We start from the raw sequence: 19,033 nt of genomic DNA, 5'->3' as shown, positions 1-19,033 counted from the left end.
AGAGTACAACAGAACGTCATTCGGACGCAGGCTCCGCCGGGGGTACGACCTCCTCCGCCTCCTCGGCACCCTTCGACTCCTCGGGTCCCTTCGATTCCTCGGCTTCCTCCGCTTCCTCCGCCGACGCGGGAGACAGGAGATCCTCCGCCGTGTCGATCCGGAAGCGCCAGCGGTCCACCGCGATCCCGTTCAGAGCCTCGGACAGCTCCAGCGCGAGCGCCCCCAGCTTGACCGGCTCGCCGCCGCGCAGCTCGATCGCGGTCAGCTCGGTCGCGAACGGCAGCAGCTCCTGCACGGCCGGCGGCCGGCCCTTCTGCGGTACCACCACGGCCCGGATGTCGCCCGCCGTGAACGCGATGCCCTCTTCCTCCTGCTCCAGCAGCGGGGCCAGCTCTTCCGGCGTGGGACGTACCGGCAGAATCACCGCAGGGCCGCTCTCCTCGTCGTCGGCCGGATCGCTCACCTCGCCCCGGCACACCGCGAGCCCGCCCAGCCGGAACGCCAGCCCTTCGGCGAGGAAGCGGTCGAAGAAGTCGAGCGGCAGCGGGCCCTCCGCGGCCACCCGCACCGCCCACACCTTCTCCAGCTCACCGCCGGTCAGCTCGCCCTCGGCCTCGACGGGCGCGCACACGCGCACGTCGGTCGCCACGATGTCGTCGCCGTCCCGCCTCGCGGCCGGGTCGGCGAGCCTGACGACGCGCAACAACTCGTCCAGGTCCGGTTTGGCGGGCAAGGCCGCCGTCGGGCCAGTACGCAGTCTCCGCTTCGCCATCCAGCCCATGCCCGCCTCCGCGCTCAGCTTCGATAGGAGCTCGTCATCGTCGCGTAGACGATGACGTTGTCGGTGTAGTGCCCGGTGGTCCGATCGTAGGTGCCACCGCAGGTGATCAGGTGCAGCTGAGCGTTCTCCTGGCTCCCGTAGACCCGCTGGGTCGGGAACGTCTTCTTGCTCGCCTGCTCTATCCCGCCCACGGTGAACACCGCGGTCGTCTTGTCCTGGCGCTTGACCTCGATGGTGTCGCCGTGCCTCAGCTCCGGCAGGCGGGAGAAGACGGCCGCGCGCGTCCGGGTGTCCTTGTGCCCGAGCAGCACGGCCGGACCGACCTCACCCGGGGTGGACATGTTCCGGTACCAGCCCACCAGGTTGTGGTTCTCCGACGGCGGCACCTGGATCGTGCCGTCCTTGGCCAGACCCACCGACCGGATCGGCGCGTTGATCCCCAGCCGCTTGACGACCAGCCTGATCGGGGTCGAGGGCAGCATGGGGGGCGCCGGGTTGATCTGCGGCAGCGGCGGCGGCACGTTCGCCGGGGCCTGGAACAGCGCCTGCTCGGGCTGCCCCGTGTTCTTCGGCTGCGCGCGCAGCGCCAGGGAGTCCCTGTTGCTGGCCAGGCCGTACTCCTCGGGCGACCTGAAGACGATCAGCAGGCCCGCCACGACCGTCACGACGCCGGCGATGGCCGCCACGATCAGCACGGTCCGCAACGCGGTGCCGCCCTTGTCGGCCGGAGGGGGCGGCTGGTTCGGCTGGCCGCCGCCGTACGGGTAGTAGCCGGACATCTCGCTCAGCCCTTGACGGAACGGCGTCGCATGACCAGCCCACCGATCGCCGCCACCGCGACCAGCCCGGTCCCCGTCAGAATGAACACCCGCCCATCAGGCCCCATCGTCCCACCGGCCCCGGTGTCAGCGCCCGCCTTGGGGGTCTGCGACTTACGGGTCTTCGACGGGGTGATCGTCAGGGTGGCGGTGCGGGTGGTGGTGGGGCGGGGGCTGGTGGTCGTCGGGCTGGCTGTGGGGCTCGTCGTGGTGGGGCTCGGGCTCGTGGTTCCGCTGCCCACCGTGAGCGTGTAGGACTTGAGCTCGGTGGCGTTCTGGACCTTGCACGCGATCGCCGGATTGTTGCCGGTCGCGGTGTTGGCGCCGAAGTTCACATCCGCCGGCTTCACCGTGGCTGTGCCCGCCGTGCTGGCAGTGGTCTTCATATCGAACGCGGTGGTGGGAAGCGGGATGGTGCTCCCGGCCGTGATGGTGCCCGTCGTGCCTTCACCGGTGGCGGAGGTCAGACCGGTGATCCCGGTCAGAGATGCGTAGGCGAAGATCTTGGCGGGGATCGTCTGACCCGTGGTGGGCGCCTTGAGCTCCTTGCCCGTCGTGTAGGTGCCCTTCCACTTGATGGCGAACTGCTCATTCACCTTGGCAGTGGTCGGCATGGTCAGCTCGACCTTGATCTCGACGTCTTGGACATCTGAGTCCTCAGGGCCGACGCACTCATACTCGACGAGGTCAGTGCCGGTGCCGCCTCCGCCCCCGGTGCCGATCGGGACGTCCAGGACCTCGGTCGAGGTCGTGGTGCAATTGGTCGTGGCGGCGCTCGTAGCGGAGGTGAGGCCGAGTTTCAGATCACCGGGGTCCAGGCTGATCTTGCCTGTCGTGGTGGAGTTGACCGCGACCTTGTAAGTGGCGCTACCGGCAGGCACCGCGGCCTGGTTTGCCGTGATGGCCGCCCCAGGCTTCGGGGTGGTCGGCTCAGTGACCGTGCCACCCGACGGCGTCAGCGCCAAATTGACGGCCACAGTAGTGGCGGCCTGCGGAATGCTGCCCGTCGCCAGCGTCAATGCCGGGATGCCCACCGTCAGATCGAATGTCTGACCTGCCGTCACCGAGGTGGGCGCCGTCAGCGTCACCGTGAGCGGTGTACCCGTCGTGACCGTATACGGCCCACCGGATTGACACGTGTAGGAGAACGTCTTCGTCGCCGCGAACGCCGTGGTCGGTGTCGCCATGACGAAGACGCCGCAAACGAGGACGACCAGCGCGCCTACTAATCCCAACGCGGACGTCGTCTGGGCGAGGCGGCGCCCCACCTGGGACATAAGCACGGGTCCATCTCCGTTTCAAAGCAGTGTCAACAGTCGTGCCAGAATTCCAGCCGTTGGTCACGGTTAGGTTGAGATCCTACGAACTGTCCCTGTCAACTTCCCGTAAACCGGTGAAAAGACCTCAAGTTCCGGTCAGCCCTTCTTCTTGGACAACGTTGCGTACACGACGATGTTGTCCGTGTAGTGATGCGTCGTCCGGTTGTAGACCCCACCACACGTGATGAGCCTGAGCTGGGAGTCGTTGGTGTTCCCGTACACCCGCTTGGTCGGGAACGAGGTCTTGCTGGCCTGCTCGATCCCGCTGACCGTGAACCGGGTGACCTTCCCGTCCGACCGGTACACGTAGATCTGGTCGCCCTTGGCCAGCTCGCGCAGGCGGTCGAAGACGGCGGGGCCCTTGCGGGTGCTGACGTGGCCGTTGATGATCGACGGGCCCACCTCGCCCGGCACCGGCGACAGCTTGTACCAGCCGGTCTGGTTGGGCCTGCTCAGCGGCGGAGTGCCGAGCCTGCCCTTCTTGCTGACCGTGACCCCGCCGATCGCGGAGTTGACCTTGATCTTGGGGATCTTGATGCGGGTCGGCCTGGCCTTGGCGGTCTTCGTCTTGGCCTTGGGGATCGCCGGGATGACGGGAACGGCGGCCAGCGGCGGCGGGGCGTCGAGGCGGGCCGGGGTGAGCGGCTTGTTCTTGCCGCCGGGGCCGACCGTGGGCGGCAGGATGAACGCGCCCGCGTTCTGCATCTCGACCGTGGTCGGCACGTCCTGCGGCGCCGCCATCGGCCGCGGGCCCGAGCCGTCGTCCACCGGCGGCGCCAGCGAGAGCAGGCTCACCATGACCAGGCCGACCCCGCCGAGCGAGCCGGCGATCAGCAGCCCGGGCAGCGCCTTCTGCATCGGCGTCTTCTCCGTCGGCGCCACCGGCACCGGCGCGACCGGAACCGACGCCATCGGATCGGGCGCGATCGGAACCGGCGCCATCGGATCGGGCGCGATCGGAACCGGCGCCATCGGATCCGGGGCGTTCTCGGCCGGCATGTTCTGATCGGTCATGAGTGCGCTCCTCCCGCGTGCTCGGCCCGTCTCCTGCGCATGAGCAACCCACCACCGGCGGTCCCCATGACCAGCGCCATACCGCCGGCCATCAGCCCGTACGGATGCCGCTCCCCATCGGGCGCCACCCCGGTCTCGACACCGCCACTGGGCGTCTTGGCCACCTGGGGCGCTTTGTAGTACTTGGTCGCGGTCGGCCCGGTGCTCTTCGGCGTGGACGAGGTCGTGCCGGACGCCTGAGGAATCACGACCACGTTGGTGAGCCCGTCCCCATCGCCGACCCCGTTGTTGCCCGGGTCCGGGTTGCCGGGGTTGCCCGGGTCGGGGTCGTTGGGGTCCGGGTCGTCCGTGGGATCGGGGTCGTCTGTGGGGTCGGGGTCGTCGGTCGGGTCCGTGCCGCCACCGATGGTCACCTCGACCGACGGCGCGGTGCCTACGATGCTGCACTTCGCCTTGTGGAAACCGGTCGGGGTCTCGGCCGTGGTGGTGGACACCTCGAACGCGTCCACCCACATGTCACCCTGGTCCGTGGCTTTCTCGACCCTGATGGTGTGCTGGCCGTAGTCCTGGGCGGGCATCGTGTAGAGCGTCTTGCCGCCGTCGAGGTCGTGGTTGACAGGGTCGTCGTCGGCGTCACGCGACGGGTCGATCGTGGACACCAGAGCCCCGTCGATGTAGACGTTGACGGGGCCGGCGTCCTTGTCGGTCGGGCCGATGTACTTCACGCTCGTGCCGACGAACTTGAGCTCGGCGTAGGCGCCCATCTTGGTCGTGTGGTGCAGGTCGTTGTGCACATGGTGCTCGGACCCCGGCAGGCCGGTCTGCGGCGTCCAGTCGGCGATGCCGCTGTAGACGATCTGCATGTCGCTCGGGTTGTCGGCGTCGTCGCCGTCGTTGACGGTGACCGGGCCGTCCGGCGGGGTGAAGTCGAGTTCGATGTCCTGCGGCGTGATCTTGACGACGCCCGCCTTGTTGGTCAGGCCGGGATCGTTCATCAGCTCGGGAAGCGGCAGCTCGTCGTCGGGGCGCAGAGCCTCCGCCGGGTCGGAGACGCCCTGCGGCTCCAGGATGCCCTTCCAGTCCTTCTCCAGCTTGATCCGGCCCGTGGCGTGCACCAGACCGCCGGCCTTGAAGTAGCCGGGCGACTGCAGCCGGTTGGGGTCGGAGCCGGTGTAGGCGAGCTTCCAGGCGAAGTTCAGCGGGCCGCCGACCGCGAGATCGGTGGCGAAGGTGAGGTTGGTCCGCAGCTTGACCGCGCCGTGCCGGACGATGCTGCTGGTGTTGCCGTCCGACGTGCAGGTGTAGTCGATGACGAGGTCGGCCGGCGCGGCGGAAGCGGGTACGCCGGGAAGCACCACGACGCCTAACGTCACCACGGACCCAATCGAAGCGGCGATCAACGCCTTGTGCCACCGACTCACGGAGACTCCGATCACCCACAAATAGACCGAGGGTAGATCTTAGAGTCCTAAACACCCGCAACACATACCGAATGCCGCTTCCTCCGGCACTTGTGATGAACCCGTGTCCACAGGCTCCTCCCGCACCACGAAAGGGGGTATACCTGGCGCTAACAGAATGGAGTTCTGTCCCCCCGGAGGCGACATGCGGCGAGACCTCTTCGACGAAGAGCACCTGCTGTTCAGGGAGACCGTGCGCGAATTCATGGCCCGCGAGGTCGTGCCGCACCATCAGCAGTGGGAAAAGGAGGGCATTGTCCCGCGCGAGGTCTGGAAGAAGGCCGGCGAACTGGGCATGTTCGGGTTCTCGGTGCCGGAGGAGTACGGCGGCGCGGGCATCACCGACTTCCGCTACAACGCGGTGATCGTCGAAGAGATCATCAGAAGCGGCGCGAGCGGTCTCGGTTTCTCCCTGCACAACGACGTCATGGCCCCGTACGTCGTGGATCTGACGAACGACGAGCAGAAGCAGCGCTGGCTGCCCGGCTTCGTGAGCGGCGAGCTGATCACGGCGATCGCCATGAGCGAGCCCGGGGCCGGCAGCGATCTGCAGGGCATCACGACCAGGGCCGAACGCGACGGCGACCACTACGTGCTCACCGGGCAGAAGACGTTCATCACGAACGGGGTGAACGCCGATCTTGTCGTGGTGGTGGCCAAGACCGATCCGGAGGCGGGCGCCAGGGGCGTGACGCTGCTGGTGGTGGAGCGGGGCATGGAGGGGTTCGCCCGCGGGCGCAACCTGGACAAGATCGGCATGAAGGCCCAGGACACGGCCGAGCTGTTCTTCGACCGCGTACGGGTGCCCGTCGCCAACCGCCTCGGCCCCGAGGACGGCCAGGGCTTCTTCCAGCTGATGAACAACCTGCCGCAGGAACGCATGTCGATCGCGGTGGCGGCGGTGGCCGCGGCCGAGGTCGTGCTGGAGCAGACCGTCGAGTACTGCAGGACGCGCCAGGCGTTCGGGCGCAACCTCGGTTCGTTCCAGAACACCCGGTTCGTCCTGGCGGAGCTGGCCACCGAGACGGAGATCGCCCGCCACTACGTGGACAAGTGCATCACCGCGCTCAACGCGAAGGAGCTCACGGCGGTGGACGCCGCCAAGGCCAAGTGGTGGACCACCGAGCTGCAGACCAAGGTGATCGACCGCTGCCTGCAGCTGCACGGCGGCTACGGCTACATGACCGAGTACCCGGTCGCCAAGGCGTGGCTGGACAGCCGGGTCCAGACGATCTACGGCGGCACCACCGAGATCATGAAGGAGATCATCGGCCGCTCTTTCGGATTCTGAGGCGGGGCCGACGCGCGGGCGCGGGGGTCAGCGCGCTCGCGCGGTCATGCCGCTTCCGTGCCGTCCCCGCGCGGTGAGCCCGTTCGCACCGCATACTGGACACCATGGACGGCGGCCTGATCCTCCTGGTTTTCCTGGCGTTGCTGTTCGCCTGGGGTCTCAACCGCGTGCGCCGGGCGTTCCGCCTGGGCCCCGTCGGCTATGCCGGCGTGGTCATCGTGTTCGTGCTGGTGATGCTGATGCTCTGGGGCCAGACCAAGATCTAGCGGGCCGAAGACTCCAGGATCACCCGGGCCACCAGCGCGGGATCGTCACTCATCGGCAGGTGACCGCAGCCCTGCAGCAGCTTGACCCGCTGCCCCGACCAGCGCGCCGCGCGTACGGCCTGGCGGCGGAGCAGCAGCCGGTCGTGCTCGCCCCACGCGATCGTGATCGGTGACTTGGGTGGCGCGGGCGGCATCAGGCCCCCGAACGACTCCAGCGTCTCCTCGAAGCCGACGGCCTGACCGAGCGCCTGGGTGGCGGCGACGAGCGCGGCGGGGTCGAGCCGGGAGGGCCGGGCGACCAGCAGGCCCGCGGACACCGCGCGCAGGTGGCGGTTGCCGGCCGTCATGGCGAGCTGTTCAGGAGGCAGCGAGCGGGCCGAGGCACGCATGGCGCGCAGCACGGACTGGCAGTAGAGCAGCTCGGGCCGCGACCAGAAGCCGGCCGGGGACAGCGCGGCCGCCGTACGGACGACGCCACGCGAGGCCAGCTCCAGCGCGATGTAGCCGCCGAGCGAGTTGCCCGCCACGGCGGGCTCGCGGATGCCCATTGAGGCGCAGAACGACTCGACGGCGTCGGCGAGCGTCTCGGCGGTGTAGGGGATGCCGGGCGGCAGCCCCGGAGAGACCCCGAAACCGGGCAGGTCGACCGCGATCACCGTGTGCGCGGCGGCCAGCCGGTCCATGACCGGCAGCCACCCCTGCCAGTGGTGGCCGATGCCGTGGATGAGAACCAGTGGCGCACCGGTGCCCCGTCGTTCGAAGGCCAGCTCCATGGCGCCAGCTAATCATTCACCTGCCGCGCGTGGGAATCTCGAACCAGACGGCTTTGCCTTCCCTGGTGGGACGCGATCCCCAGCGCCTGGCCAGCTGGTCGACCAGGTAAAGCCCGCGCCCGCCTTCGTCGTTCTCCCCCGCGCTGCGGATGCGGGGCAGGCGCAGGTCCTGGTCGAACACCTCGACCCAGACCGACTCCTCGCCCCTGCGCAGTCTCAGCGTGAACTCCTTGTCGCCGACCACTTCGTCCTCGAAGCCCGGAGTGTCCCAGGATTCCTCGAACGGCAGCGGCGGCCCCTCCACGACCAGTTCCCTGCGCGGCACCCCGGCGGTGGCGGCGTGCAGCACCACGTTGGTCACGACCTCGGAGACCAGCAGGCAGGCCAGCTCGGCCCTCTCCTCAGGTACGTTCCACCTGGAGAACGCCTCCGCGGCCATGCGGCGCGCCTCGCTCACCATGATCGGCTGGGCCGCGAACGTCTGCGACTCGACGTCGAGATCGACGTCGCTGGAGCGGACCACGAGGATGGCCATGTCGTCGTCGATCTCGCCGGGCACCGCCACGGTGGCGGCGTCGGCGATCCGTTCGACCTCGGCGTCGGCCATCTTGGCGAGCTTCTCGCACAGGACGCCGAGCGTCTCCTCCTCGGTCGGCATCCGGCCGTCGCGGGTGGGGCGGCGGTCGACCAGGCCGTCGGTGTAGAGGAGCAGCGCCGCGCCCGGCGGCAGTGTGCGGGTCTCCTCCTTGTAGACGAGGTCGGCGTGCAGGCCCTTGGCGCGCACCCCGAGCGGCTGGCCGACCTCTTCGATGTCGAGCTCGCGGCACTGGCCGTCGACCAGCAGCAGCGGCGGCGCGTGACCGGCGTTGGCGAACGACAGCTGCCGCGACCAGGCGTCGTAGACCAGGTATTGGCAGGTCACGATGGGCGGGATGCTGACCTCGGCGCCGTTGTCGTCCTGCTCGGGGGTGGCGATGATGCGGGTCCACTCGTCGAGCCTGGCCAGGATGTCGGCCGGGGACTTGTCGTCCTGGGCGAAGGCGCGCAGCGCGGCCCGCAACTGGCCCATGATGGCCGCGGCCTTGGCGCCCCTGCCCTCGACGTCGCCGATCACGATGCCGACGCGGCCGGCGGACAGCGGGATGACGTCGTACCAGTCGCCGCCCACCTGCGTCTGGATGCCCTGCCCGTGGGAGGCCAGCGGGGCCGCCGGGTAGTAGCGCACGGCGATCTGCAGCCCGTCGAGCTGCGGCAGCGCCCTGGGCAGCAGGTGCTTCTGGAACGACTCCGCCGTGTGCCGCTCCTCCTCGAACAGCAGCGCGTTGTCGATGGCGAGCGCGACCCTGGTGGCGATCGCGCCGACGAAGTCGCGGTCGAAGGCGTCGTAGTGGGGGCTGCGGCGGTCGGTGAGGTTGGACAGGCCGAGGTACATCAGCCCGAGGGTCTCACCGCGTACGAGCAGCGGGGCGACGATGGCGGAGGTCATGCCGATCTCGCCGCACAGGCGGGCGCTGTTCTCGTGGGGGGCGGGAAAACGGCTGTTGGAGAAGTCCTCGACCAGGATCGTCTCCTGGCGGCGCAGCGCGGTGTCGGCGTAGTGGCCGGAGGGGTAGCGGATCTCCGCCCCCACCGGCTTCCATGTTCCCGACGGCGGCGCCCACCCCTGCACGTGCTGGGAGACCCTGCGGACGAGCCGGTCGCCCTCCATCAGCTCGATGAAGCAGTGGTCGGCGAACTGCGGGATGAGCATCTCGGTGACGCGCTTGAGCGTCTCCTCGACGTAGAGGGAGCCGGCCAGCCGCTCACCGATGCGTTCGAGCAGCCCGAAGCGGTCCTTCTCGCGCTCGTTGCTGCGCAGCGCCTCGCGGGCCATGATGACGATCCCCGTCACCGCGCCGGAGGAGTGGCGCAGCGGCACGGCCTGGGCGCGTACGTAGACGATGGTGCCGTCGCCGCGCCTGACGTCGAACGTGCCCTCCCACACGCCGCCCTTGAGCACGTGTTTGGCCAGCTCGATCGCCAGCGGGTGGTCCTTCTCCATGATCCCGAGGGACAGGACGGACGAGTCACGCGAAGGCGACTTACCCTGACGGCCGAACAGCTTCTCGGCGAAGGGGTTCCAATAGAGGAGATTGCTGAAACGGTCGGTCACGACCACCGCCATTTCGGCGTGATCGAGCACGGATCCGGCAGCTAGGTGATCAGCCGCTTCTTGTGACAGATCCCCCCAACGCTTCATCCGGAGACCACTCCTCGGGGTGGCGTGTATGCAAAGCAGCGGACCACGAGCGCTCCTGCAACAGTCTTGGCCAGGGGAGAGTGGAGGGCCTCCCAGGAGGGATTCAACCAAGTAGCAGCGCGCGCGTCAGCGCTTGGAGACAAAAACGTGCGCCGCGATGTCGCGCGGAAGATCCGCAGGAGTGTCGTTAGCGTCACCGTCACCTGTCACCCGTACACCGTCGTCGCTCGCCGCGAGCGTCACCTCGCGTCCGGGTTGTATCCCAACTTGCTTGAGTTTAAGCATCACAGCAGGATCGCTTTGCACTTGTTCGCTAATTCGCCGCACGACAACCGGTGTGTCACGCGTTCCCGCGAGGTCGCACATGGTGGTCAGCGTGTCGGCGCCGCTGTCGGCCGGCTCTCTGGCGCCCAGCTCGGCCAGGCCGGGGATCGGGTTGCCGTGCGGGCAGACGGTCGGGTTGTCGAGCAGCGTCACGAGCCGGGACTCGACGGACTCCGACATGACGTGCTCCCAGCGGCACGCCTCGATGTGCACCTCTTCCCAGGGAAGGCCGATCACCTGGGTCAGCAGGCACTCGGCCAGGCGGTGCTTGCGCATCACGCGGGTGGCCAGGGTGCGGCCGAGCTCGGTCATCGACAGGTGCCTGTCGCCCTCGACGCGGACGAGGCCGTCGCGCTCCATCCGGGCGACGGTCTGGCTCACGGTGGGGCCGCTCTGCTGGAGACGCTCGGCGATCCGGGCGCGGAGGGGGACGATGCCCTCCTCTTCGAGCTCGTAAATGGTGCGGAGATACATCTCCGTGGTGTCGATCAGGCCGTGTGCGGTCAAGGCTCCTCCCAACTGAATGGTACGCCGGTCATGGCGGGGACTGAGCCCGTCCGCTGCGGGCACAGGAATCACAGGAACCCTATGGGGAGAACGACCGACGATGGTTAAGGACGGCAACAACGGAGCGGCCGAGTTCCTTCCCGACCGGTTCGATCTTGACACGCTACGTCGTGCGGCGGCCGGGTGCGAAGGATGCGACCTGTTCAGGAACGCCACGCAGGCCGTGTTCGGCGAGGGACCGCGGCGGGCCAGGTTCATGCTCGTGGGCGAGCAGCCGGGCGACCGGGAGGACCGCGAGGGCCGCCCCTTCGTGGGGCCGGCGGGCCGGATCCTGGACCGGGGGCTGGAGGAGGCCGGGATCGCGCGTGACGACGTCTATCTCACGAACGCGGTCAAACACTTCTCCTTCGTGCCCCGGGGCAAGCGGCGGATCCACCAGAAGCCGACCGCGGCCGAGATCGACGCCTGCCGGCCGTGGCTGGAGGCCGAGCTGTCCGTGGTGCGGCCCGGGGTGGTCGTGGTGCTCGGCGCGACGGCGGCCAGGTCGCTGCTGGGGCGGGAGTTCAAGGTGACGCGGCAGCGGGGTGAGCCGGTGCCGCTCGGCGACGCGCTCGCGGTGGCCACCGTGCATCCGTCGGCCGTGCTGCGGGCCCCGGACCGGGACGAGGCGTACGCGGGCTTCCTGGCCGACCTGCGCGCCGCCGCCGCCGTCTGAACGCACCGCCGGGGTCAGGACTACCGGGCCCGTACCGCCGCGGCCGTCTAACGGGCCCGGTAGTTCCTGAAGCCGGTCACCGACAGGCCGACGATCAGCACGGTGACGGCGCACGCGATGCCGCCGCCCACCCATGCCCCGCTGAGCCCGATCCCCGTCGCCATGGCTCCGGCGCGCAGCTCACCCAGGCGCGGACCACCCGCCACGACCACCATGAACGCCCCCTGCAGCCGCCCGCGCATCTCGTCCGGCGCGTACAACTGCAGGATCGACTGCCGCCACACCGACGAGATGACGTCCGCCACGCCGCCGATCGCCATGAACGCCACCACCAGCCACAGCTCGTGCGCGAGCCCCGCGGCGGCCACGGCCAGGCCCCAGACGGCGATGACGATGGACAAGGCAACCCCCTGCCGCTTCACCCGGCCGACCCAGCCGGAGAACAGCGCGCCGGCGACGGAGCCGATGGCCATCGCGGAGGTCATCCAGCCGAGCGCGATCATCGAGCCGCCGAAGCGCTCGGCGGTCAGCTCGGGGAAGAGCGCCCGCGGCATGGCGAAGACCATCGCGATGATGTCCACCACGAACGACATCAGCAGCACCGGGCTCCTGACGATGAAGCTGAGGCCGTCCCAGACAGCCCGGGCACCCGGACGCGTCACTTCTCCCAACGGAGGCAGTGGGGGCAGTTTGAGGGCCGCGTAGAGGCTCGCGGTGAACAGCAGGGCATCCACCGTGTACGCCGCCGCGAACTTGCCGTTGGCCAGCGCCACCGCCCCGACCATCGGCCCCAGCACCGCGCCGAGGCTGTAGACGAGCGAGTTGAGCGCGTTGGCCGCCGGCACCAGCTCGGGATCGAGGATCCTCGGGATGATGGCGCCCCTGGTCGGGCCCGTGATGGCGAAGCCGGTGGAGTTGAGCGCGACCGCGCCGAAGATCACCCAGATGTTGTCCAGGCCGAGCGCCGCCTGGGCGAGGATGAGCAGCGTGGCCGTCCAGGCGATCAGCGAGCCGACGATGAGCAGTTTGCGCCGGTCCACGGCGTCCGCCACCGCCCCGCCCCACAGGCCGAAGACGACCAGCGGGACCAGGTTGGCGATGCCGATCAGGCCGACGTAGAACGAGGAGTGGGTGAGCTCGAAGACCTGCTGGCCGACCGCCACGACGGTCACGCCGACGCCGACGTGCGTCACGGCCTGGCCCATCCAGATCCGCCGGTACGCGGGCACGCCCAGCGGCCGGGTGTCCACCAGATGACGTCTTACCAGCTCCCCGATTGCCACTTAAGGGAGATTAAGGGGCGAGTCTCTCCAAAACCCAGCCGGGTCGGGTCCGCCGGTAGCGGAGCCGGTCGTGCATCCGGTCCAGCTGCCCCTGCCAGAACTCCAGTTCCATGGGCGTGACCCGGAACCCGCCCCAGAAGTCGGGCACCGGCGGATCCTCCGGCCAGCGCGCCGCCAGCTCCTCGTAGCGGGCGTCCAGTTCCTCCCTCGACCGGACGACCGCCGACTGCCGCGAGGCCCACGCGCCGACGCGCGAGCCGTACGGGCGGGAGGCGAAGTATTCGGCCGACTCCTCGTGGGAGATCCGCGCCACGGTGCCCTCGACGCGCACCTGACGGCGTAGCGGATGCCACGGGAACAGCAGCGACGCGCGCGGGTTCTCGGTCAGGTCGCGGCCCTTGCGCGACTCGTAGTTGGTGTAGAAGACGAATCCGCGTTCGTCGCAGCCCTTCAGCAGGACCGTCCTGGCGCTCGGGCGGCCTCCCGCGGAGGCCGTGGCCAGGACCATGGCGTTGGGTTCGGGCAGGCCGGCGTCGAGCGCGTCCTGGAACCAGACGGTGAACTGCGCGATGGGGTCGGCCGCGAGGTCGGATTCGAGCAGCGGCTCGCCCTCGTACGTACGGCGAAGCCCCGCCAGCATGGGCGGGCGCGGGGTGGCATCCACGAGACGGTATTCTGTCGCGCTCGCGTGGTAGATCCCACGCACCGCTCCCGACCAGCGGGTTTGGGCTTACGGCGGGTCCCGAGACCGACCATGAGCTGCGAGGGGGTTAAATTGACCCGCCGGTATCTCGACATCAAGGCATTGCCCAAACATGGCAAGAGAAGGGGAGGCGGCCGAGTATGTCCGACTTCAAACCCGGGCTCGAAGGCGTCGTAGCTTTCGAAACCGAGATCGCGGAACCGGACAAAGAAGGGGGCGCCCTTCGATACCGGGGCGTCGACATCGAAGAGCTGGTCGGCCAGGTCCCGTTCGGGGCGGTCTGGGGCCTGCTGGTCGACAACACGTTCCAGCCGGGCCTGCCCCCGGCGGAGCCGTTCCCCATCCCTGTCCATTCCGGTGACATCCGCGTCGACGTCCAGAGCGCGCTGGCCATGCTGGCGCCCGCCTACGGCTTCAAGCCGCTGCACGACATCAGCGGCGAGGAGGCGCGTGACCAGCTCGCCCGTGCCTCCGTCATGGCGCTGTCCTTCGTCGCGCAGTCCGCGCGCGGCCTCGGCCTGCCCATGGTTCCGCAGAGCCGGGTCGACGAGGCCGACACGATCGTCGAACGTTTCATGATCCGCTGGCGCGGTGAGCCTGATCCCAAGCACGTCAAGGCCATCGACGCCTATTGGACCTCCGCCGCCGAGCACGGCATGAACGCCTCGACGTTCACCGCCCGCGTCATCGCCTCCACCGGCGCCGACGTGGCCGCCGCGCTGTCCGGCGCCGTCGGCGCCATGTCGGGTCCGCTGCACGGCGGCGCCCCGGCGCGCGTCCTGCACATGATCGAGGGCGTCGAGCAGCTCGGCGACGCCAAGAAGTACGTCCAGGGCGAGCTCGACAAGGGCAACCGCCTCATGGGCTTCGGCCACCGCGTCTACCGCGCCGAGGACCCGCGCGCCCGCGTGCTGCGCAGGACCGCCAAGGAGCTCGACGCGCCTCGCTACGAGGTCGCCGCGGCGCTGGAGCAGGCCGCGCTGGAGGAGCTGCACGCCCGCAAGCCCGACCGCGTGCTGGCCACCAACGTGGAGTACTGGGCGGCCGTCGTGCTCGACTTCGCCGAGGTTCCCTCCCACATGTTCACCTCGATGTTCACCTGCGCCCGCACGGCCGGCTGGGCCGCGCACATCCTGGAGCAGAAGCTCACGGGCCGGCTCGTCCGTCCGAGCGCCAACTACATCGGCCCCGCCTCGCGTCCGCTCAGCGACGTTCCCGGCGCCGCCGAGGTGACCGGCAAGATCTGAACCCTCCCTCACCGGAGCTTCTCACGGCTACCGCGCGGCCCCGCGGCCTCGCGGTAGCCGTTTCGTTTTCCCCCGGTACGGCAACCTTGAGGAGACCTTGACAGGTCTCAGAATCCGGACCGCGTACGAGCCATTCCACGCCGGTCGGTAGGCTCCGTTACGTGGCTGACATCGTTATTCCCGCTGACATCAAGCCCGTGGACGGCCGGTTCGGCTGTGGGCCCTCGAAGGTTCGCACCGAGCAACTGGCCGCGCTCGCCGCGTCCGGCGCGAGCCTCATGGGCACCTCGCACCGCCAGAAGCCGGTCAAGAACCTCGTCGGCCGGGTGCGGTCGGGCCTTTCCGACCTGTTCTCGCTGCCGGAGGGTTACCAGGTGGTCCTGGGCAACGGCGGCACCACCGCGTTCTGGGACATCGCCGCCTTCGGGCTGGTCCGCGAGAAGTCCCAGCACCTGTCGTTCGGCGAGTTCTCCTCGAAGTTCGCCACCGTCACCAAGAAGGCGCCCTGGCTGGCCGAGCCGAGCGTGATCAAGGCCGAGGTCGGCACCCACCCGGCCGCCGTGGCCGAGGACGGCGTGGACGCCTACGCGCTCACCCACAACGAGACCTCGACCGGCGTGGCCATGCCGATCACGCGCGTGGCCGGCGACGACGCGCTCGTGCTGGTCGACGCCACGTCCGGGGCCGGCGGCCTGCCCGTCGACATCGCCGAGACCGACGTCTACTACTTCGCGCCGCAGAAGAGCTTCGCCTCCGACGGCGGCCTGTGGATCGCGATCATGTCGCCGCGGGCGCTGGCCAGGGTCGAGGAGATCGCCGCGAGCGGCCGCTACGTGCCCGAGTTCTTCAGCCTGCCGGTCGCGATCGACAACTCCGGCAAGGACCAGACCTACAACACGCCCGCGGTGGCGACGCTGTTCCTGCTGGCCGACCAGCTCGACTGGATGAACGGCAACGGCGGCCTGGCCTGGACCACCGGCCGCACCGCCGACTCCAGCTCGCGGCTCTACACGTGGGCGGAGAAGACCTCCTACACCACGCCGTTCGCCGCGCCCGAGTTCCGCTCGCAGGTGGTCGGCACGATCGACTTCTCCGACGAGGTCGACGCCGCGGCGGTGGCCAAGGTGCTGCGCGCCAACGGCATCGTCGACACCGAGCCCTACCGCAAGCTGGGCCGCAACCAGCTGCGCATCGCGATGTTCCCGGCCGTCGACCCGGCCGACATCGAGGCGCTGACGGTCTGCGTCGACCACGTGGTCGAGCGCCTCTAGCCGGCCTCGTTCCCGCTCATCTCGGCCAGCACCGGCGATCCGCCGGTGCTGGCTTTTGCTGCCACCTGTCCTCCGACGGCTAGGAAACCCTTGTTGTCAGTCACCCCCCGCCGGGTCGTACGGCCGAAGAGCCTCGGCTACCTGATGTTCGCCAGCCGCTGGCTCCAGGTGCCGCTCTACCTGGGCCTGATCGTGGCCCAGGCCGTCTACGTCTGGCAGTTCGCCCTGGAGCTGTGGCACCTCGTCGAGACCGTGTTCCTGCACGGCGAGGTGACCGTGGCGAACGCGCCCTCGCCCGAGGTCGTGGTCATGCTCACGGTCCTGGCGCTGATCGACGTGGTGATGATCTCCAACCTGCTCATCATGGTGATCATCGGCGGCTACGAGACGTTCGTCTCGCGCATCGACCTCAACGACCACCCCGACGAGCCCGAGTGGCTCTCCCACGTCAACGCGAACGTGCTGAAGGTCAAGCTGGCCACGGCCATCATCGGCATCTCGTCGGTGCATCTGCTGCAGACGTTCATCAGGGCGCAGTCGACGCCCAACGACAAGATGATGTGGCAGACGATCATGCATCTGGCGTTCGTGGCGTCGGCGGTCGGCCTGGCCTACATCGACCGGCTGCTGGCCGGCTCACCCGCCGAGCACACGAAGCCGCACCTCTGAGAGGTCAGTACGGGTAGGAGGTCCTGGCGGGCGGGAGCGCCCGCCTGCGGCGCAGCACCCAGGCGGCCACCACGCCGCCGATGAGGCCGAACAGGTGTCCCTGCCAGGAGATGCCCTGCTGGTTCGGCAGCAGGCCCGCCAGGATCCCCCAGTAGGCGATGCCGACGCCGATGCCGATCGCGACGTCGAGCAGGCTCCGGTCGAACAGGCCGCGGGCCAGGATGTAGCCGAAGTAGCCGAAGACGAGCCCGCTGGCCCCGACCGTGTAGACGCCGGGGCTGGTCGCCCACGTGCCGAGGCCGCCGATGAAGATGATCAGCACGCTGGCCCACAGGAACTTGCGCACGTCGCGCAGCCCGGCCAGGAAGCCCAGGATCAGCAGCGGCACCGAGTTGGCCATCAGGTGGCCGAAGCCGCCGTGCAGGAACGGCGCGAAGATGATGCCGACCAGGCCGTCGGGCTCCCAGCCGACGATGCCGAACTGCCGGTCGAGCGCGCCGCCGAGGAAGAAGTCGACCCCTTCGACCGCCCACATCACGACCAGCATGCCGACGACGATGATGAGCGAACTCAGGGCACCGGAGAACAGGGCTCCGGCGCCGCGCTTGGCCGACTCGAATCTGGAGCCCGAATAGTCGCTCATGCGCTCTCCCGGTTGGTCGTCCTGCCTCTCTTTACCGTAACCAGGAACGGCTATGCGCGCGCTAAAGGAGTCCCCTCCCGTTCCGCGGGACGCGTCGGACGGGAGGGGACGGCAAGACGTACCGCTCAGACCGGGGTCATTCGCCCTTCCACTGAGGGGCGCGCTTCTCGGCGAAGGCCGCCGCGCCCTCCATGGCGTCCTTCGAGCCGAAGACCGGATTGACGATCGCGCCTTGCTTGCCGAACATCTCCGCGAGCGACCAGTCCTGCGACTCGATGACGACCTGCTTGGTCGCGGCGAGGGCCAGCGGCGCGTTGGCGGCGATCTTGCGGGCCAGCTCCAGCGCGCCCTCCAGCGCCGCCCCCGGCTCGGTGATCCGGTTGACCAGGCCGAGCTCGTACAGGCGGGCGGCCGGGTAGTGGTCGCCGGTCAGCGCGATCTCCATGGCCACGTGGTACGGGATCCGCCGCGGCAGCCGCATGATGCCGCCCGCCGCCGCCACCAGCCCGCGCTTGGGCTCGGGCAGCCCGAACTTGGCCTCCGACGAGGCCACGATGACGTCGCAGGCCAGCGCCAGCTCGAACCCGCCCGCCAGCGCGTACCCCTCGACCGCGGCCACCAGCGGCTTCTTCGGCGGCGACTCGGTGAGCCCGCCGAACCCGCGGCCCTCGACGACCGGGAAGTCTCCCGACAGGAACCCCTTGAGGTCCATGCCGGCGGAGAAGGTGCCGCCGGCTCCGGTCAGCACGTACGCGGAGATGTCGGGACGCGCGTCCAGCGTGTCGAGCGCGTCGGCGATGCCCCTGGCCACGGCCCCGTTGACGGCGTTGCGGGACTTGGGGCGGTTGATGGTGAGGATCGCGACCTTGCCCGATCCTTCGGCGCCCGATCCTTCGCCGGACTCCTCGACGAGCACTTCGTCAGACACGAGACCTCACTTGGGCTGGAAGCGGATGCCGCCGTCGAAGCGGACGACTTCGGCGTTCATGTAGTCGTTCTCGACCAGCGACCTGACGAGGTGGGCGAACTCGTCGGCCCGTCCCATGCGCTTGGGGAAGACCACCGGCGCCACCAGCTTGGCCTTGAACTCGTCGGCGTTGGCCGAGAAGCCGTAGATGGGGGTGTCGATGATGCCGGGGCAGATCGTGTTGACCCGGACGCCGATCGCGGCCAGGTCGCGCGCCGCGGGCACCGTCATGCCCACGATGCCGCCCTTGGAGGCCGAGTACGCCAGCTGCCCGGTCTGCCCCTCGAGGGCCGCCACGGAGGCCGTGTTGATCACCACGCCGCGCTGCCCGTCGGCGTCGGCGGGCTCGGTCTTGGCGATGGCGGCCGCGGCCAGGCGCATGAGGTTGAACGTGCCGATCAAATTGACCTCGATGACCTTGCGGTAGGAGGCCGGGTTGTGCGGGTTGCCGTCACGGTTGACCGTGCGCTCCGCCCAGCCGATGCCGGCGCTGTTGACGACCACCCGCAGCGGCTTGCCGGTGGCCACGGCGGCGTCGACGGCCGCCTGTACCTGCTCGTCGTCGGAGACGTCAGTCCTGGCGAAGACGCCGCCGAGCTCGTCGGCGACCGCCTTGCCGCGCTCCTCGTTGAGGTCGGCGACGACCACCGTGGCCCCGGCGCGGGCGAGCTCGCGGGCCGTGGCCTCGCCCAGGCCGCTGGCGCCGCCCGAGATGATTGCTGCAGATCCGTTCACGTCCATAT

19 protein-coding genes are annotated in these 19,033 nt (G+C 69.3%); 6 read left to right on the top strand and 13 right to left on the bottom strand.

Annotated elements, in window-relative coordinates; genetic code table 11:
• Window positions 1–16: 16 nt before the first annotated feature.
• The 5 genes from B0I32_RS26350 to B0I32_RS26330 form a co-directional block, all read right to left on the bottom strand.
• Window positions 17–772 carry a hypothetical protein gene (locus B0I32_RS26350; RefSeq protein WP_146178329.1) on the bottom strand — a complete coding sequence of 252 codons (756 nt, stop codon included), beginning with the start codon at window positions 770–772 and terminating at the stop codon, window positions 17–19.
• Window positions 773–795: 23 nt separating this feature from the next.
• Entirely contained in the window at window positions 796–1,560 is a 765-nt protein-coding gene (locus tag B0I32_RS26345) for a class F sortase (protein ID WP_106244288.1), read from the bottom strand.
• A gap of 5 nt (window positions 1,561–1,565) precedes the next feature.
• A complete protein-coding gene (locus B0I32_RS26340; RefSeq protein WP_106244286.1) occupies window positions 1,566–2,876 on the bottom strand; it encodes a hypothetical protein in 1,311 nt (436 codons plus the stop codon).
• 138 nt (window positions 2,877–3,014) lie between these two features.
• Window positions 3,015–3,932, bottom strand: coding sequence for a class F sortase (locus tag B0I32_RS26335; RefSeq protein ID WP_181307795.1), 918 nt, complete (start codon window positions 3,930–3,932; stop codon window positions 3,015–3,017).
• The gene (locus tag B0I32_RS26330) at window positions 3,929–5,308 is read right to left on the bottom strand and encodes a hypothetical protein (protein ID WP_146178326.1); all 1,380 of its coding nucleotides are present in this window, start codon (window positions 5,306–5,308) and stop codon (window positions 3,929–3,931) included. Before B0I32_RS26330 ends, B0I32_RS26335 begins: the two co-directional genes overlap by 4 nt.
• A gap of 229 nt (window positions 5,309–5,537) precedes the next feature.
• Between B0I32_RS26330 and B0I32_RS26325 the strand changes: the two genes are divergently transcribed.
• On the top strand, window positions 5,538–6,683 hold the full coding sequence (locus B0I32_RS26325) for an acyl-CoA dehydrogenase family protein (RefSeq protein WP_106244393.1): 1,146 nt from the start codon (window positions 5,538–5,540) through the stop codon (window positions 6,681–6,683).
• 104 nt (window positions 6,684–6,787) lie between these two features.
• Window positions 6,788–6,949 carry a hypothetical protein gene (locus B0I32_RS57890; protein WP_181307793.1) on the top strand — a complete coding sequence of 54 codons (162 nt, stop codon included), beginning with the start codon at window positions 6,788–6,790 and terminating at the stop codon, window positions 6,947–6,949.
• On the opposite strand, the gene B0I32_RS26320 is transcribed toward B0I32_RS57890, so the two are convergent.
• From B0I32_RS26320 to B0I32_RS26310, 3 genes are all read right to left on the bottom strand, one after another.
• Window positions 6,946–7,722: an alpha/beta fold hydrolase gene (locus tag B0I32_RS26320; RefSeq protein WP_106244279.1), complete on the bottom strand. Its 777-nt coding sequence runs from the start codon at window positions 7,720–7,722 to the stop codon at window positions 6,946–6,948. The two genes, B0I32_RS57890 and B0I32_RS26320, sit on opposite strands and share 4 nt — an antisense overlap.
• Before the next feature lie 16 nt (window positions 7,723–7,738).
• Window positions 7,739–9,961, bottom strand: coding sequence for an ATP-binding SpoIIE family protein phosphatase (locus B0I32_RS26315; RefSeq protein ID WP_106244276.1), 2,223 nt, complete (start codon window positions 9,959–9,961; stop codon window positions 7,739–7,741).
• Window positions 9,962–10,087: 126 nt separating this feature from the next.
• Window positions 10,088–10,792 carry an iron-dependent transcriptional repressor DtxR gene (locus B0I32_RS26310; RefSeq protein WP_106244274.1) on the bottom strand — a complete coding sequence of 235 codons (705 nt, stop codon included), beginning with the start codon at window positions 10,790–10,792 and terminating at the stop codon, window positions 10,088–10,090.
• A gap of 100 nt (window positions 10,793–10,892) precedes the next feature.
• Here B0I32_RS26310 and B0I32_RS26305 point away from each other — a divergent pair, with 100 nt between their 5' ends.
• Window positions 10,893–11,507 carry a UdgX family uracil-DNA binding protein gene (locus tag B0I32_RS26305; protein WP_106244271.1) on the top strand — a complete coding sequence of 205 codons (615 nt, stop codon included), beginning with the start codon at window positions 10,893–10,895 and terminating at the stop codon, window positions 11,505–11,507.
• 47 nt (window positions 11,508–11,554) lie between these two features.
• Here the strand turns inward: B0I32_RS26305 and B0I32_RS26300 are convergent, their stop codons facing one another.
• Both B0I32_RS26300 and pdxH read right to left on the bottom strand, forming a co-directional pair.
• Entirely contained in the window at window positions 11,555–12,790 is a 1,236-nt protein-coding gene (locus tag B0I32_RS26300; protein ID WP_245956029.1) for an MFS transporter, read from the bottom strand.
• Window positions 12,791–12,800: 10 nt separating this feature from the next.
• The gene (gene pdxH, locus B0I32_RS26295; RefSeq protein ID WP_245956028.1) at window positions 12,801–13,454 is read right to left on the bottom strand and encodes a pyridoxamine 5'-phosphate oxidase; all 654 of its coding nucleotides are present in this window, start codon (window positions 13,452–13,454) and stop codon (window positions 12,801–12,803) included.
• A gap of 179 nt (window positions 13,455–13,633) precedes the next feature.
• Between pdxH and B0I32_RS26290 the strand changes: the two genes are divergently transcribed.
• The 3 genes from B0I32_RS26290 to B0I32_RS26280 all read left to right on the top strand — a co-directional run bounded on the left by B0I32_RS26290 (window position 13,634) and on the right by B0I32_RS26280 (window position 16,680).
• Window positions 13,634–14,740, top strand: coding sequence for a citrate synthase 2 (locus B0I32_RS26290; RefSeq protein ID WP_106244261.1), 1,107 nt, complete (start codon window positions 13,634–13,636; stop codon window positions 14,738–14,740).
• Window positions 14,741–14,901: 161 nt separating this feature from the next.
• Complete coding sequence (gene serC / locus B0I32_RS26285) at window positions 14,902–16,011, top strand: phosphoserine transaminase (protein ID WP_106244259.1); 1,110 nt, start codon at window positions 14,902–14,904, stop codon at window positions 16,009–16,011.
• Window positions 16,012–16,104: 93 nt separating this feature from the next.
• Window positions 16,105–16,680: a TIGR00645 family protein gene (locus B0I32_RS26280; RefSeq protein WP_245956027.1), complete on the top strand. Its 576-nt coding sequence runs from the start codon at window positions 16,105–16,107 to the stop codon at window positions 16,678–16,680.
• A 4-nt stretch (window positions 16,681–16,684) separates the two neighbouring features.
• Here B0I32_RS26280 and B0I32_RS26275 read toward each other — a convergent pair whose 3' ends face one another.
• From B0I32_RS26275 to B0I32_RS26265, 3 genes are all read right to left on the bottom strand, one after another.
• Window positions 16,685–17,323, bottom strand: a complete 639-nt coding sequence (locus B0I32_RS26275) for a rhomboid family intramembrane serine protease (RefSeq protein WP_106244257.1) — start codon at window positions 17,321–17,323, stop codon at window positions 16,685–16,687.
• Between the two features lie 136 nt (window positions 17,324–17,459).
• Entirely contained in the window at window positions 17,460–18,251 is a 792-nt protein-coding gene (locus tag B0I32_RS26270) for a crotonase/enoyl-CoA hydratase family protein (RefSeq protein WP_425438112.1), read from the bottom strand.
• A gap of 6 nt (window positions 18,252–18,257) precedes the next feature.
• Window positions 18,258–19,031 carry an SDR family NAD(P)-dependent oxidoreductase gene (locus tag B0I32_RS26265; protein ID WP_106244252.1) on the bottom strand — a complete coding sequence of 258 codons (774 nt, stop codon included), beginning with the start codon at window positions 19,029–19,031 and terminating at the stop codon, window positions 18,258–18,260.
• Window positions 19,032–19,033: the final 2 nt, after the last annotated feature.

Source organism: Nonomuraea fuscirosea, assembly GCF_003001935.1.
Taxonomy (GTDB): domain Bacteria; phylum Actinomycetota; class Actinomycetes; order Streptosporangiales; family Streptosporangiaceae; genus Nonomuraea; species Nonomuraea fuscirosea.
The sequence above is the reverse complement of the archived record's forward strand: the minus strand, read 5'-3'. Positions and strand labels throughout refer to the sequence as shown.